General features: G+C 65.9%; 12 protein-coding genes. 5 read left to right on the forward strand and 7 right to left on the reverse strand.

Annotated features, from left to right (window positions below; all coding sequences use genetic code 11):
• Nucleotides 1–12 precede the first annotated feature (12 nt).
• From ACFWAY_RS27460 to ACFWAY_RS27470, 3 genes are all read right to left on the reverse strand, one after another.
• Nucleotides 13–1,536 carry a class I adenylate-forming enzyme family protein gene (locus tag ACFWAY_RS27460; protein ID WP_378512866.1) on the reverse strand — a complete coding sequence of 508 codons (1,524 nt, stop codon included), beginning with the start codon at nt 1,534–1,536 and terminating at the stop codon, nt 13–15.
• Nucleotides 1,537–1,616: 80 nt separating this feature from the next.
• Entirely contained in the window at nt 1,617–3,098 is a 1,482-nt protein-coding gene (locus tag ACFWAY_RS27465) for an MFS transporter (protein ID WP_378512867.1), read from the reverse strand.
• A 3-nt stretch (nt 3,099–3,101) separates the two neighbouring features.
• Nucleotides 3,102–4,064, reverse strand: a complete 963-nt coding sequence (locus ACFWAY_RS27470; RefSeq protein WP_378512868.1) for a PDR/VanB family oxidoreductase — start codon at nt 4,062–4,064, stop codon at nt 3,102–3,104.
• Nucleotides 4,065–4,213: 149 nt separating this feature from the next.
• Between ACFWAY_RS27470 and ACFWAY_RS27475 the strand changes: the two genes are divergently transcribed.
• From ACFWAY_RS27475 to ACFWAY_RS27485, 3 genes are read left to right on the forward strand one after another with little or no spacing between them, the layout of a single operon-like run.
• On the forward strand, nt 4,214–4,993 hold the full coding sequence (locus ACFWAY_RS27475; protein ID WP_378512869.1) for an SDR family NAD(P)-dependent oxidoreductase: 780 nt from the start codon (nt 4,214–4,216) through the stop codon (nt 4,991–4,993).
• 21 nt (nt 4,994–5,014) lie between these two features.
• A complete protein-coding gene (locus ACFWAY_RS27480) occupies nt 5,015–5,920 on the forward strand; it encodes an alpha/beta fold hydrolase (RefSeq protein WP_378512870.1) in 906 nt (301 codons plus the stop codon).
• A gap of 35 nt (nt 5,921–5,955) precedes the next feature.
• Nucleotides 5,956–6,612 carry a TetR family transcriptional regulator gene (locus tag ACFWAY_RS27485; protein ID WP_378512871.1) on the forward strand — a complete coding sequence of 219 codons (657 nt, stop codon included), beginning with the start codon at nt 5,956–5,958 and terminating at the stop codon, nt 6,610–6,612.
• Nucleotides 6,613–6,689: 77 nt separating this feature from the next.
• Here the strand turns inward: ACFWAY_RS27485 and ACFWAY_RS27490 are convergent, their stop codons facing one another.
• From ACFWAY_RS27490 to ACFWAY_RS27500, 3 genes are all read right to left on the reverse strand, one after another.
• Nucleotides 6,690–8,183, reverse strand: a complete 1,494-nt coding sequence (locus ACFWAY_RS27490) for an aldehyde dehydrogenase (RefSeq protein WP_378512872.1) — start codon at nt 8,181–8,183, stop codon at nt 6,690–6,692.
• Nucleotides 8,184–8,201: 18 nt separating this feature from the next.
• Entirely contained in the window at nt 8,202–9,026 is an 825-nt protein-coding gene (locus ACFWAY_RS27495; protein WP_378458348.1) for a mycofactocin-coupled SDR family oxidoreductase, read from the reverse strand.
• A gap of 223 nt (nt 9,027–9,249) precedes the next feature.
• Complete coding sequence (locus ACFWAY_RS27500; RefSeq protein ID WP_378458347.1) at nt 9,250–10,239, reverse strand: GNAT family N-acetyltransferase; 990 nt, start codon at nt 10,237–10,239, stop codon at nt 9,250–9,252.
• Between the two features lie 200 nt (nt 10,240–10,439).
• On the opposite strand from ACFWAY_RS27500, the gene ACFWAY_RS27505 reads away from it, so the two are divergent.
• Nucleotides 10,440–11,609: an SRPBCC family protein gene (locus tag ACFWAY_RS27505; protein ID WP_378458346.1), complete on the forward strand. Its 1,170-nt coding sequence runs from the start codon at nt 10,440–10,442 to the stop codon at nt 11,607–11,609.
• 52 nt (nt 11,610–11,661) lie between these two features.
• The gene (locus ACFWAY_RS27510) at nt 11,662–12,813 is read left to right on the forward strand and encodes an acyl-CoA dehydrogenase family protein (RefSeq protein ID WP_378512873.1); all 1,152 of its coding nucleotides are present in this window, start codon (nt 11,662–11,664) and stop codon (nt 12,811–12,813) included.
• A gap of 341 nt (nt 12,814–13,154) precedes the next feature.
• Here the strand turns inward: ACFWAY_RS27510 and ACFWAY_RS27515 are convergent, their stop codons facing one another.
• Nucleotides 13,155–14,522 (reverse strand): MFS transporter, encoded by a 1,368-nt coding sequence (locus tag ACFWAY_RS27515; protein WP_378512874.1) that lies wholly within the window; start codon nt 14,520–14,522, stop codon nt 13,155–13,157.
• Nucleotides 14,523–14,618 lie beyond the last annotated feature (96 nt).

Consider the following 14,618-nt stretch of genomic DNA (forward strand, 5'->3'; position numbering starts at 1 on the left):
CCACGACTTAGGTCATACACCAATCCGCCACCCGCACCACAGTTGACCAGCCATAACACCCTCCATGATCAACTTATCCAGGAAACTCCCGCTAGGGAGGCGCGGCAGTGGTTCGTTCCGGATCACGACGTATCGGGGCACCTTGTAGTCGGCGACGAGTCGGTCGCAGTGCTCGACGATGGCGGCTTCGTCGACGTCACCGGTCACCGTCACGATCGCGGCGGGTGTCTCGCCGAACCGCGGGTCCTTCGCGGCGATCACCGCGACTTCCTCGACTCCGTCGATCTCACCGATCACGCGCTCCAGTTCCACGGGTGAGATGTTGATTCCTCCCGTGATGATGAGGTCCTTGAGCCGGTCGACGAACTGCAGGCGCCCCTCGCTGTCACGGGTTCCCAGGTCGCCGCTGTGCAGCCAGCCGTCCCGCAACGCGGCCGCGGTGGACTCCTCGTCGTTCCAGTAGCCGGGCGTGACGCCCGGGCCGCTGAGGAGAATTTCGCCTTCCTCGCCGGGGTCGGCCTCGGTTCCGTCCGGGCGGACAACTTTCATCTCGGTGAAGATGGAGCCGTTTCCGCACGTCCCGGGGTGGTCGAAGGCCTCACTCACGAGAGTGGCGGTCGCGACTCCCCCGGCCTCCGTCATTCCATAGATCTGACGGAGCGCGACCCCCTTGTCTGCCCACCTCTGCAGCAGTGCGGGCGCGACGGCGGCGCCACCGACGATCGCCGTGCGCAACGATCCGAGGTCGGCGTCGTCGAATTCGGGTGCACGGGAGATGGCGTCGAAGATCAGGGGGACACCGAAGAGGGCCTGGACCCGGTGCTCGCTCAGCAATGCCGCGGCACGTCCGGGTTTCAGTTCGCGTTCGATGATGATGGTCCCGCCGAGCACGGTGGTCATGAGGAGACCCCACACGAGGCCGGGTGTGAAAACAAGCGGTAGTACCAGCAGTGTGGTCGCCCCGGGTCGCAGCCCGTCCTCTGTCAGTGACGCCTCGAAGACGATGTTCAGCAAAGTGCGATTGGTGCAGATCACGCCCTTGGAGAGCCCCGTCGAACCGCTGGTGAACAACAGCGCTGTCGGTTCGTCGGGCCCGACGTCGATCCGGAAGTCGTCGACGCCGCCCCGGCGCAGGGCGGAGAATTCGTCGAAGGGCAGCGCATCGAACGCCGCGCCCAGGACGTGTGTCGCGGCGACCGAGTCGCCGAACTCGGCGGGCGCAAGCACCAGCCGGGCGCCCGCGTCGTCGATCACCTTGCGCAGTTCTGCCGGCTTGAGCCGGGGATTCAGCGGTACGAGGACTGCACCCGCTTTGAGAACACCGAGGGCGATGGCCGGCCACTCGATCGAGTTCGGGCCGAGGACTCCGACTCGATCCCCCGGCTCGATCCCGGCCTCGACGACCCGGCGAGCGATTCGGCTCGACCAGTCCTGCAATTCCCGGTACGTGAGCGCGTCGTCGTCGACGATGATCGCCCGCTGGTCGCCCTTCGTTGCCGCCCACCAGTGCAATGCCGACCCGATTGTCGCAGCCATCTCCACTCAACCTTCCGCCGTCGCCGCCTGGCGACATCGATGTCACGGCACGCCTCGCGCCACCGCTCCAAACCTATGATCTATAGATTAACTGATACTGTCCCGAATCGGATACCCCGATCGGCAGAACTTCTCCAAAAGTGTTCCGCACAAGCGATTACCAGTCCGGCGGCTCCCGCCGCCGCTCCGCCGACCCAGAACGCGATCACGAAAGCCCGCTCGGACGCCAGATCCGTGCCGGCGACGGTCACGGACGCGAGCAGCGTCGCCACCAGGGCGCTGGCGAGCGAACTGCCGAAGGTCCGCGCAATCGCGTTGATGCCGTTGGTGACCCCGGTGAATTCGGAAGGCACGGTGTCGACGAGCAGCGCAGGCAGCACCGCACAGGACGCACTCACGAAGACGTTTATCACGACGAGCGCCACGATCACCTGCCACAGTCGGGTGTGGGCCAGTGCCAGCATCACGAATCCGGCCACCCCGATCCCGCAGGCCGCGATGAGCACGCGGTCGGCGCGGTAGCGGTGAACGAATCGGCCGCTCGCCGATGCCGCGACCACACCCACCACCGAACCGGGGAGCAGCACGACGAGGCTGGTACGCAGCACCGACGCGTCGAAGCCGTATCCAACGGCGGCCCGCGAGGCCTGGACGAACTGCGCCGAGCCCAGAAACTGGATGTACATGGCCATTCCGACGAGAAATGCCGCAAGGTGAGTGCCCGCGACGCGCCGACCGGACAGCAGCGGCGGCGGGACGAGGGGTGCCCTGGTCCGTCGCTCGTGTAGGTACCAGCCCGCCGAGACGACCACCCCCACTGCCGCGACACCGATCGTCTGCGGCGAGGCCCACCCCCACCGGCCGCCTTCGGCGAGGGCGATAAGAAGCGCGGAGAGCCCCACAGCCATCAGTCCGACGCCGGCCACGTCGACGCCGTCCCGGGACTGCGCCGCCCCGCCGCGAGGAACAGTCACCCAGGCAACGACCAGGGCGGCGAGGTTCAGTGCGACGAGCAGCGCGAACACCCGCCGGAAGTCCGCACCCTCGGTGTGCATCACGCCGGCGGCGACCATGCCGACTCCCCCGCCCACCGCCAGGATCCCCGACATCAACCCGATGGCGTTCAGGAGCCGGCGCGGGTCGAGGCGACCTCGCAGCACGGCGACGCCGATCGGAAACAGCGCGAACGACACCCCTTGGAGGATTCGGCCGAGGACGAGGAACGGAAGGTGGTCGGTGACGGTGCACAGCACCGAGCCGAGGAGTACCAGGACGAGCGTCCCCAGCAGAACCGGGCGCGGACCGCGCCGATCGGCGAGCCGGCCCAGGACCGGCGTGCACACCGCCGCGGCGAGCAGGTTCGCCGTGACCACCCAGCCCACGGCGGCCGAATCGACGCCGAGTTGCGACGCCATGGCGGGGAGCAGCGGCACGACCGCCGTCTGTATCACCGCCGTGGTCATGACGACGAAGCACAGCGCCGGCACCAGCACCCGATTGCGCTTCACGGGGCGTCGAGCCGGGTGCGTGACGGTGGCCGCCTCGGCGCCCTTCGTCGCCATCTGTCACAGATCCAGGATCAGCTTGGGTGTGCAACTGCGGGACACGCAGATCATCATGGCGTCGTTCTCCGCCTGCTCGTCTTCGCTGAGAACGGAGTCTCGGTGATCGGGGGTGCCGCCGAGCACCGCGACCTCGCACGTTCCGCAGGTACCCTCCCGGCAGGAGAAGTCGGCGTCGACGCCTTCCCGGAGGACGGCGTCGAGAACCGTCTCGTCCGCGGCGACCTGCACCGTTCGCCCCGATCGGCCGAGTTCGACTTCGAATGCGCCGTTGTCGCCAATTGCCAGAAGCTCCTTCGGCGCGAAACGCTCGACGTGAAGTGTGACGTGTGGACGTTCCCGGCACGCCGATTCGATGGCCTGCAACAACGGTTCCGGCCCACAGCAGTACACGACGGTTCCGGGCTCGACCTCGTCGAGGGCCGTGGCGAGATCGAGGTGGCCGTGCTCGTCCTGCGGCCGGATGAGCACCCGATCCGGGTGTCCCGCCGCGAGTTCTTCGGCGAACGCCATGCTCGCGCGGGTCCGTCCGCCGTAGAGCAGGCGCCACGGCGTTCCCTTCGCGTCCACTTCCCGCGCCATGGGGAGCAGGGGCGTGATGCCGATCCCGCCCGCCACGAACAGGTACGAGTCGGCGTCGACGAGCGCGAAGTGGTTTCGGGGGCCACCCACGGCGACGAGATCACCGGATTCGAGCTTGTCGTGGACGCGGATCGAGCCACCTCGACCGTCGGCCTCACGGAGCACGGCCACGGTCAGTGACATCGTGTCACCGGGATCCCCGCACAGCGAGTACTGGCGGGTGGTCGTGTCGTCGAGGATCAGATCGATGTGCGAACCCGGCGTCCAGGCCGGGGCCGCGGCACCCTCGTGGTCGACCAGCGTGAGTTGCACGACGCCGTCGGCAAGCGTGTCCTTACCGGCAACCTGCATCTGGCGCCGTTCCTGGTTCGCATTGCTGGTCATTCACACTTCTCGTTCCACTCGGCTCCGCTTGCCCTTAAATCTTATGCAATTAGGTTAATGCCGCGCAAGACGCCGACCGGAGATGTTGCCCCACGGCGACACCTGCGATAAACCTATACCTATTAGAATTCAGATGGGAGACCTCACTCATGAACCTGCCGGCAACCGAATCGGTGCTCGACCTGTTCAGCCTGACCGACTCCGTGGCCGTCGTCACCGGCGCGGGCAGCGGCCTCGGCGCGGGTTTCGCGTGCGCTCTCGCGGAGGCGGGCGCGGATGTCGTCATCGCCGCACGACGGCGCGACCGACTCGACACGGTCGCCCGATCGGTGACCGAACGCGGTCGCGACTGCCTGGTGATCCCCACTGATGTGACCGACCCACAGCACTGCGACGCGCTCGCACAGGCCGCGATCGACAGGTTCGGCAAGCTCGACATTCTGGTGAACAACGCCGGCGTCACCCATGCCGCACCCGCCACCCGCGAGCGGCCCGAGGACTACCGGGCAGTGCTCGATGTGAACCTCTTCGGCGCCTACTGGGCCGCGCAGGCCTGCGCCCGCGTCATGGGGCCCGGTTCCAGCATCATCAACATCACCAGCATGCTCGGCCTGGTGAAGTCCGTGCTCCCGCAGGCCGCGTACTCGTCGAGCAAGGCCGGGCTCATCGGTTTGACCAGGGATCTGTCGAACCAGTGGTCGAGACGGAAGGGCATCCGGGTCAACGCGATCGCACCGGGATTCGTCGACACCGACATGATCGGCGAGATGTCGGCCGAGACACTCGCGGCCTTCCTCCACGACTGTTCACTCGGACGGACCGCCACCCAGCGCGAACTCGACGCGGCGGTGGTCTTCCTCGCCAGCCGCGCCTCGGGCTACATCACCGGTTCGACGCTGGCCGTCGACGGCGGAACCTCCGGCCACTGACCGATGAAAGGCGACAACATCATGCCGATCACCACGCTTCGCACCGAACTCCGAGGCGACGGAGTCCTGCTCACCGCAGACCGGTGGGAGCCGACCTCCGCCGGGAAGGGGATCGTCCTACTTCTCCACGGCGGTGGGCAGACCCGCCATTCGTGGCAGCGCACCGGAATTCGTCTCGCCGAAAACGGCTGGTGCGCACTCGCGATCGATGCCCGCGGTCACGGCGAGAGCGAGTGGGCCGAGGACGGCGACTACGGAAGCGATGCCCACGCGCGAGATCTCGCCGCCGTCGTCGCCGGTCTCGACGAGCCGCCGGTACTGGTCGGCGCGTCCATGGGCGGAATGGCGTCTTTGCTCGCGCAGGGCGACCACGGCATCGGTCGCGCGCTGGTCCTGGTGGACATCACTCCCCGCGCCGAACCCGGCGGACTCGCCAAGATCACAGCGTTCATGGAGAGCGGTCTCACCGGTTTCGACACGCTCGACGACGCTCTCGACGCCGTCGTCGCCTACAACCCGCACCGCCGTCGTCCGCCGCGCATCGAGGGACTCCGCAAGAACCTTCGCAACCGCGACGGACGCTGGTACTGGCACTGGGACCCACGGATGATCACCTATCGGGGGAACAGCCTCGACGAGGCCGCGGCCCGGGAGGCACGGGCGCGTGCCGCGGCACGCGCGGTGACCGTCCCGACCCTCCTGATCCGGGGCGCTCAGTCCGACGTCGTCAGCGCAGACGGCGCACGTGACCTGCTGGAACTGATCCCCAGGGCCCGTCACATCGATGTCGGAGGCGCCGGGCACATGGTCAGCGGCGACGACAACGACCTGCTCAGCGGTGGTCTGCTCGATTTCCTCGACAAGGAGGTCGCCTACACCCATAAGGTGACCACGACCCGCTACGATTCACCTCACCATGCCAAATAACCACTCGAGCGAACACCCCCACCGGAAAGCCTGATATGCCCCGACCATCGAAGCCCCTGATCAGCCGTGCAGCTGCGGTGCAGGCGTCCATCGAGATCATCGATTCCGAAGGGCTCGAGGCATTCAGTCTGCCGCGACTGGCCAAGCACCTCGGAGTACAGGCGCCGTCGTTGTACCACCACTTCGCGGACAAGAGCGAAATCCTCTCCGCGGTGGCACGCCACATCGCCGGCGCCTCCGTTGTCCGTCCCCGCCGCAAGCCAGGTCCCGACTGGCCGGAGTTCTTCGTGGCGTTGAGCATGAATTTCCGTCAGGCAATTCTGCGGCATCGCAACGCGGCGCCGATCCTTCTGCAGTATCTGCCACGGGACATCCTGATCGGCACGTACGAGGACACGGCCCGATTCCTCCTGGACTCCGGAGTGCCGACGCATCTCCACGTCCAGATCCTGGACGGGATGGAGACGCTGTCGGTCGGCGCGGTCCTCACGGAGGCGATGCGCAAGCCGAGTACCCGCGCCACGATCTTCCCGAACGTAGATCCGGAGTCCCAACCCCTCCTCGCCGAAGCGCTCGCCGCCAACGAACTCTCGTCGAAGCGCTTGTTCGAGGAGATGATCCGCAGCTTCCTCCACGGCGTGATGCGGAACGACGCGGGCGCCGGACACGCACCCCAGGAACGCTCGGCTTGAATCGTCACCGTCGATGACCGAAGGGCCCCTGGACGATACTTCCAGGGGCCCTTCGTCATCTCTGCATCACCGGCCTGCTACCCGGTCGACGGAAGGTGGACCGTCTTGGTCTCGAAGAACTCCTCGAGGCCCTCGATCCCGCCTTCGCGTCCGACGCCGGACTGCTTGTAGCCGCCGAACGGCAGCGTGAAGTCGATGATGGCGGCGTTCACGCTGATCGTTCCGGTCCGGATGCGCTGCGCCACCTCGAAACCGTGGTCGAGATCGGCGGTGTACACCGCACCGGACAGCCCGTAGATCGAATCGTTGGCGATAGCGATCGCCTCTTCCTCGTCCTCATACGTGATCACGGAGATGACAGGCCCGAAGATCTCCTCCTGTGCGACTCGCATGTCGTTCCGCACGCCGTCGATCAGAGTCGGTTCGACGAAGAAGCCGTGCTCGACCCCGGCGGGGCGACCACCGCCGAGCACGATCGTCGCGCCCTCCTCCTCGGCCGAGGCGATGTAGCTTTCGACGCGGTCACGTTGCCGCTCCATGGCGAGCGGACCGAGGAATGTCGTCGGCTCCCACGGATTTCCCATCGGGAGGAAGCTCAGCGCACCCTTGAACGCCTCGATCACCTCGTCGTGGCGCTTGCGGGACACGAGAACACGCGTCAGCGCGATACAGGCCTGACCGCTCTGCATGCAGCCACCGATGGGGAGAGACTGCATGACATGCCCCAGATCGGCGTCGTCGAGGATGATCGCCGCCGACTTGCCACCGAGTTCGAGGGACACCCGCGCGATCCGCTCACCGGCGAGTGACATGATGCGCCGTCCCGCGAGAGTGCTTCCGGTGAAGGTGATGTGATCGACGGCGGGATTCGTGACCAGGGTTTCGGACACGTCGCGATCGGCGCAGAGAACGCTGACAACACCCTCGGGGAGCACACCTTCCGCCGTCAGTTCCCCGAGGATGTCGGCGAATACGGACGGCGACAGCGGGGCCTCCGGTGCCGTCTTGAGGATCACCGAGCACCCGGCGGCGAGGGCCGGGGCAACCTTGAACGCAATTGTCCCGATCGGCCCGTTCCACGGAATGATGGCCGCGACGACACCGGTCGGCTCCTTGAGGATCCGCGAGATCCCGCCGTCGGCCCGGGTCCGGTCCTCACGGGTGGAGAAGTCTCGGGCCACCGCGGCGACAGCGCGGAACAACCCGGCGGTCATCTGCTGGGTCGGGCCGCTGACGGCCACGGGGATGCCGACCTCGATGACCCCGAGCGGGGTCAACTCCTCGACCCGGCGCTCGAGCCGGTTCGCGATCTCGTCGAGGACGTCGGCGCGCTCGGCCATCGTGCGCGACGCCCACACGCCGGAATCGAACGACGCGCGGGCTGCCTGCACGGCTCGTTCGACGTCTTCCGCAGTGGCGCTGCGGATTCGCGCTGCGCGTTTCTCGGTCCATGGGTCGACGAGATCGATCCACTCGTCTCCAGTCGACTCCACCCATCGGCCGCCCACGAATACCTGCTCGCGATCGGCGATCTTCGGCGGCGCTGCGGCCGCTGATTCTGTTGTCGTCATGGTCGGAAACTCCTTCGCTCAGCGATTGTTGTAACCGGCATCGACCGGCAGGGTCACGCCCGTGACGTACCGCGCCTCGTCGGAGGCGAGGAACACGATGGCGTTGCTGATGTCGACGGCCTCGATCAGCTCGACCGGCATCGGATTCTTGTACGATTCGTCATTCGCGACCTCGGGGTGCGAATTCACGAACTCGCCGTATTCGGCATTGGCCACCATCGGGGTGTTCACACCGGTGGGATGCACGGTGTTGACTCGAATGCTGTGCTTGGCAAGCTGCTTCGAGTACAGACGCATCAGACCGACGACGCCGTGCTTGGCCGCCGAGTAACCGGCCTGACCGGGGAAGGTGTTCAGCCCGATGCTGGTCAGGCCCGCGGCGGAGCTGGTGATGACGATCGACCCACCCCGACCTCGCTCGATCAGCCCGGGCACGGTCACCTCGAGGACGTGCCACACACCGGTGAGCATCACGTCGATAGCGTCGTGCCACGCCTGCGGCTGATCACCGGGTCCGATGACGGGCATGATGCCGGCGTTGGGCAGGACGACGTCGACGTGCCCGAACTGTTCGATCCCGGCGTCGTACGCACGCTGGACGTCCGCCCGGTTCCTGACGTCGCCCACCGACGTGACGATGGAGCCGCCGGCCTCCTTGACCAGACGTTCGGTCTCGGCGAGGTCGTCGGTGGTGGCCATCGGATAGAACACCGAGTCGATCTGCTCACAGATGTCCATCGCGATGACCGAGGCGCCCTCCTCCGCCAGTCGCACTGCATGCGAACGCCCTTGTCCGCGAGCCGCACCGGTGACGAATGCGACCTTTCCCTCGAGTCGTGCCATGACGTGTCCTCTCGTGCTGATGAGTTCGTGAGATGTCGGTGGAGTGTGCCGAAATGTCGCGCGGTAGGCGCGGGGCTTGGGCACTGGATGTGAGCCTTGGGTTCGAGGTCCGTCGGCGGGACGCCCTCGTCACGGACATCGTTTGTGAGCCGCGTCACAGGACACTAGCGCGGCATTCGGCGTTCGTCAACAGTGGAACAAATATCGTCATACGTCTCATGCCTCAGAGGTAGCCGGGAGGCTCGTGCCAGTCGCCGACCTGGTAACACGTGTGCGCCTCCTCCTGCTCGAACGACAGCAACCGGCAGAGGCGGACGGCTCCGTCGTCCTCGGGATCGATTCTCATCAAGGCGATCTGGGCACCCGCGTCGCGCAACACCTCGAGCGCTCGCACGAGCAGGCCGGCACCCACGCCACCGCCACGCGACTCCTTCTCCAGAACCAGTGCCCGGATCCACGCCGCCCGCAGGTCGAGGTGCGTGTGCAGCGCCGGATCCAACCAGACGAACCCGTGGGACCGGCCGGCGTCCCCGGACGCGACAATCACCGAACCGGTACCGTAGGAGCGGCTTTCCGAGAGCTTTTCCAGCTGAGCCGACGGCATACCCGAGCGACTCAGCACGGCGTCGAGGGCCTTCTCCGACTCGGGGTCGTCCAGCACGCGCAGCTCCTCCAGCCGGGACCCTTCCGGGACGGTCACCGGATCGAGCGGAACCGCGAAGGGACCGGTCAGGCTGCGGAACAAGGTCCACAGCCGGCTGACCGACGGGATCCCGAACCTGCGCGTCAGGCGTTCGGCCGCCGGATGCGTGCCGAACGCCCAGGTGCGCACCGCGCGCGCGCCGGTACCCATCCAGCCGTCGGTCCGGTCCACGTCGAGGCCCAGTTCCTCGACGAGCAAGGTCGCAATCCCCCGCGATCGATAGTCGGGGTGCACGACGAATTGGACCGTACCGAGACCGTCGTCGTCCACAGCGACGTGGAGGTATGCCACGATCACGAGCGGCACATCCTCGAGAGCACTCAAACCCCTACGCGCCTTCACGGCAAGATGCGATACCCGCAACCCGTTCCGCGAATGAGCCGTGACCTCACGCGGTTCGATCCGCGAGAATCCCGCCTCGTCGTCATAATCCGCGGCCGCGGCCACCAGAGCGAGAACTTCGTCGCGGTCGTCGTCGGCGAGTTCCTCGCACCATTGACAGGAAATCATCCGTATCACTCCTCATCGGACGGTGTCACCTAAACCTAATGTTCATTGATAAAACCCGCAACGGCCGGACCTGCGAGGGTTTACACATAAATCTATGTAGGTTAGATTTACGAGGTCGATCCACACCGCATTCGGAGACGGTGGCGGGTAGCGGCGACAACGCCGGCCCATCGACTCCGCACGACACTGGAGGAAACGCAATGACCGAGGTCGGAGCACCCCGCGAGGAACGCATTCGCCGGGCCCTGGATCACCTGCGCAACGACACGACGGACGAATTCGACCACATCACCTGGTTCCGGCCGGAAGAGTTCACCGATCCGGCCGTGGCCAAGCAGGAACGCGATCTCATCTTCGGACGTGTTCCCTCGATCGTTGCGCACGGCTCCGAGATCCCCCGCTCCGGCGACTTCTTCACCCTGCAGATGCCGCGGAACAACATCATCGTGGTCCGCCAGCGCGATGGCGGAGTCAAGACGTTCGTCAACCTGTGCCGGCACCGCGGGGCCCTCCTCGAGAAGGAGGAGAAGGGCCGCTGCCGCCTCTTCTCGTGCCCCTACCACCGGTGGTCGTACGACACGGACGGCACCCTGCGGACGATCACCCGCGACAACACCTTCGGGGAAACCGACACCACGAACATGGGCCTCGTGGAATTGCCGACCGAGGAGCGCCACGGTTTCATCTGGGTCGTGGACGAGGCGAACGCCGAGATCGACGTGGCGGGCTGGCTCGGCGAGGAGATGGATACGATCCTCGCCGGTTACGACCTCGGTTCCAAGATCGCGTTCCAGTCCGAGGGATTCGACGAGCCGGTGAACTGGAAGATCATGCAGGACGCCTTCCTCGACGGATACCACATCCAGTACGCTCACCCCAATACCGCAGCCAAGCACATCCACACCAACGTGATGGCATTCGAGGACTTCGGCAGGCACTGCCGTTTCATTGCCCCACGCAAGTCGATCGATCGGTGGATCGAGGAAGATCCCGGCGACCGGAGCCTGGCCAAGGACATCACGGAAACCCACTTCCTGCTCCCCAACAGCACCCTGCTGCGGCAGCCGGATCACTTCCAGCTCCTCACCTTCCGTCCGCACCCCACCGATCCGCAGCGCTGCCGCATGGAGATGCGCTTGATCGTGCCGCCGGTCGCGGACACCGAAATGACCGAGGAAAGGTGGACTCGCCTGTGGAACAAGAACTGGGAGATTCTCCTCGCAGTTCTCCACGCAGAGGACTTCCCGCTCCTGCGGGACTCCCAGCACGGCATGACGAGCGCCAACGCCGGACGGATGGTGCTGGGCCAGAACGAGGTCGCCAATCAGGTGTTCCGTCGCGAAACCCAGAAACTGCTGGCAACGAACTGACAACATATGACGAGCGGGGCGCCCGGCGGGCGCCCCGCCGCAGGAGGAAAGCATGCAGAGCGATCTCTTCGACCGGGACCACGAACTGTTCCGCGAATCTGTCCGGGGATTCGTCGACAAGCACGTGGTTCCCCACCTCGAGAAATGGGACGCGGATCGCCTGATCGATCGCGAGACCTGGCTGGCAGCGGGTCGCCAGGGCCTGCTCGGACTGCCCGTCCCCGAGGCGTACGGCGGCCCCGGCGAACTCGACTACCGCTTCCGCTTCGTGATCCAGCAGGAGATTGCCCGCGTCGGCGCGTCGGCCCTGCAGTCCGGGTTCTCCACGAACGACGACATCGTCCTGAACTACCTGCTCCGTCACGCAAACGAAGAGCAGCGCCGACGCTGGTTGCCGGGATTCGTCACCGGCGAGACCATCGGTGCGATCGCGATGAGTGAGCCTGCCGCGGGCAGCGACCTGCGCGCCATCCAGACCACTGCCGTCGCCGACGGCGACACCTGGGTGATCAACGGGTCCAAGACGTTCATCACCAGCGGAATCCTCGCCGACCTGGTGATCGTGTTCGCAAAAACCGATTCCGCGGCCGGCTCCCGCGGCTTCAGCCTCTTCGTCGTCGAGGACGGCACGCCGGGATTCGCCCGCGGTCGCAAGCTGGACAAGCTCGGTCTGCACGCCCAGGACACTGCCGAGTTGTTCTTCGAGGATGTCCGCATCCCGAAGGAGAATCTGCTCGGTGAGGTCGGCTCCGGCTTCGCATATCTGATGCAGAGCCTTCCCTTGGAACGACTGGGCATCGGTATCGCCGCACAGGTGTCCGCCGAGGCAGTACTCGGATGGACGCTCGACTACGTCAAGGAACGCACCGCGTTCGGCAAGCGGGTCGGGGAGTTCCAAGGTCTCGGCTTCACGCTCGCCGACCTGCAGACAGCCGTCGAGGTGTCCCGCGCGTACATCGACCGGTGCGTACGTGAACACAATGCGGGTACCCTCACCGCCGTGGACGCGGCGAAGGCGAAGCTCTGGGCCACGGAACTACAGGGCCGCGTGATCGATGCCGGAGTGCAGTTCCACGGTGGCTACGGCTACATGATGGAGTACCCCGTCGCCAAGGCATACATCGACGCCAGGATCCAGCGGATCTACGGCGGCACCAACGAGATCATGAAGGAAATCATCCATCGAGATCTGATGAAGGCCTGAACGATTTCAGACAAGGGAAGGGGTGCGGCCGGGGATTCCCGACCGCACCCCTTCTCGCTGTTCTCACCCACTCACTCCCGGTCAGAATCTACACTTCGTAGGTACGGTGGCCTATTCGATCCAACACCCCGATGCGTTCCGCCGGGGATGAACGGGTCTACGACCGACATCACGCTCCGTATCGCCCGGAACATCCTCGATCCGACGACGGCCGTCTCCCCCACCTGCCATGCGGTTGCGCCACTGCCTGAACCATCGATCCACGCGCAGTGACCACGCGCAGCGAGGTGGACCGAGACTTTCCTCGGCCCACCTCCCACGCGTACGCAGATCCGTAGTTCCTAGTTCAGAGCTTCGGACGCATCGTTCTGCTCCGCGCCGTCGCGTGCCCGGTGCGCCCGCGACACCGAGAACCATGCGGCGGCGACACCAGCCACCGAAATCCCCACCAGCAGAATGCTCAGCGCCGCGGTGCTGCCGCCGTCGTTGAACGCGAGTTGCACCGCGAGGACCGGCACGAGCGCGGCGCCGAGAGCGTTCCCGAGTTCACGACCCAGCCCCAGGCCGCTGAAGGCATGACGGGTCTCGAAGAGTTCGGTGACGTACGCCCCCATCGGACCGAAGATGGCCGCGACACCGACACCGTTCCCGAGGACCAGAACCAGCCAGAACGCGGCAGAGCCATTGGCGTTCCCCACCAACCAGAACGCCGGGAACGCGAGGAGCGCGGAGAACACGAAACCCGAGATGATGACCGGTCGCCTGCCCACCCGGTCGGACAGCATCCCGAAAACGGGAATGAATGCCGCACAAGCGAGTTGCGCGAGCACCAGGCCGACCAGGATGTCAGTCTGCCCCATGCCCAGTTGGTTCTTGCCGAACGTCAGCATGAAGACGAGATAGAAGTAGCCGAGCCCGGCCTGCCCGAACACCATCACGAGTACGGACAGGATGGCGCGGGGTTGCCTGCGGATGACGTCGAGCACGGGCGAGGTGGTCTTGCCGTTCGACTCCTCGATGTGGCGGAATGCCGGGGTCTCGGGCAGCCGGGCGCGCAGCGACAGACCATACAGCAGAATCAGCCCGCTGAGCAGGAAGGGCAGGCGCCACCCCCACGACATGAACGCTTCTTCGGGGAGCGCAGCCGACACCCCCAACAGGGCGCTGGTGCCGAGGACGCCACCGATGGACGCTCCCGCGCCTGGCAACGATCCGAGAAGTCCCCGTCGACGCTGCGGCGCGAACTCCACCGCCACCAGCGTGGCGCCTCCGTACTCGGCGCTGGCGCCGATGCCCTGAAGGATCCGCAGCAGCACGAGGAACGCCGGTGCCAGCCAGCCGATCTGCTCGTAGCCGGGCAGCAGGCCCACGAGCATCGTCGCGGCCCCCATCATGACGAGGGTGAAGACGAGAATCTTTTTCCGCCCGATCCGGTCACCGAGGCTGCCGAGGATGACGCCGCCGATCGGCCGGACGAGGAAGCCGACGGCGAATGTCCCGACCGCCTGCAGCGTGGCGAGGAACGGGCTCGCACCGGAGAAGAACACGCTCCCGAATACCACCGACGCGGCCGAGGCGTAGAGGCTGAAGTCGTAGTATTCGAGCAGAGTTCCGACGAAGGCGGCGCGGCTGGCTCGTTTAGAGTCGCCCGCCGAGTTGGCACCGGCCGTAGTTGTACCGTCTGCGGTGGTGGATGGGCTGGTTGTCATGCACACACTCCGTGTCGTGCGGTCTCGAAGAGTTCGAGAATGGTTGTGACGGATGCCACGTTAACCAATACCCATTAGGTTTGTCTACGCTTTACC

It is taken from the genome of Rhodococcus sp. NPDC059968 (assembly GCF_042738615.1).
In the GTDB taxonomy this organism is placed as follows: Bacteria; Actinomycetota; Actinomycetes; order Mycobacteriales; family Mycobacteriaceae; genus Rhodococcus_F.

Bases quoted from the DNA above. Each gene is read 5' to 3' on its own strand.
- ACFWAY_RS27460 (WP_378512866.1), bottom strand. From the start codon at position 1,536: ATGGCTGCGACAATCGGGTCGGCATTGCACTGGTGGGCGGCAACGAAG.
- ACFWAY_RS27465 (WP_378512867.1), bottom strand. From the start codon at position 3,098: ATGGCGACGAAGGGCGCCGAGGCGGCCACCGTCACGCACCCGGCTCGA.
- ACFWAY_RS27470 (WP_378512868.1), bottom strand. From the start codon at position 4,064: ATGACCAGCAATGCGAACCAGGAACGGCGCCAGATGCAGGTTGCCGGT.
- ACFWAY_RS27475 (WP_378512869.1), top strand. From the start codon at position 4,214: ATGAACCTGCCGGCAACCGAATCGGTGCTCGACCTGTTCAGCCTGACC.
- ACFWAY_RS27480 (WP_378512870.1), top strand. From the start codon at position 5,015: ATGCCGATCACCACGCTTCGCACCGAACTCCGAGGCGACGGAGTCCTG.
- ACFWAY_RS27485 (WP_378512871.1), top strand. From the start codon at position 5,956: ATGCCCCGACCATCGAAGCCCCTGATCAGCCGTGCAGCTGCGGTGCAG.
- ACFWAY_RS27490 (WP_378512872.1), bottom strand. From the start codon at position 8,183: ATGACGACAACAGAATCAGCGGCCGCAGCGCCGCCGAAGATCGCCGAT.
- ACFWAY_RS27495 (WP_378458348.1), bottom strand. From the start codon at position 9,026: ATGGCACGACTCGAGGGAAAGGTCGCATTCGTCACCGGTGCGGCTCGC.
- ACFWAY_RS27500 (WP_378458347.1), bottom strand. From the start codon at position 10,239: ATGATTTCCTGTCAATGGTGCGAGGAACTCGCCGACGACGACCGCGAC.
- ACFWAY_RS27505 (WP_378458346.1), top strand. From the start codon at position 10,440: ATGACCGAGGTCGGAGCACCCCGCGAGGAACGCATTCGCCGGGCCCTG.
- ACFWAY_RS27510 (WP_378512873.1), top strand. From the start codon at position 11,662: ATGCAGAGCGATCTCTTCGACCGGGACCACGAACTGTTCCGCGAATCT.
- ACFWAY_RS27515 (WP_378512874.1), bottom strand. From the start codon at position 14,522: ATGACAACCAGCCCATCCACCACCGCAGACGGTACAACTACGGCCGGT.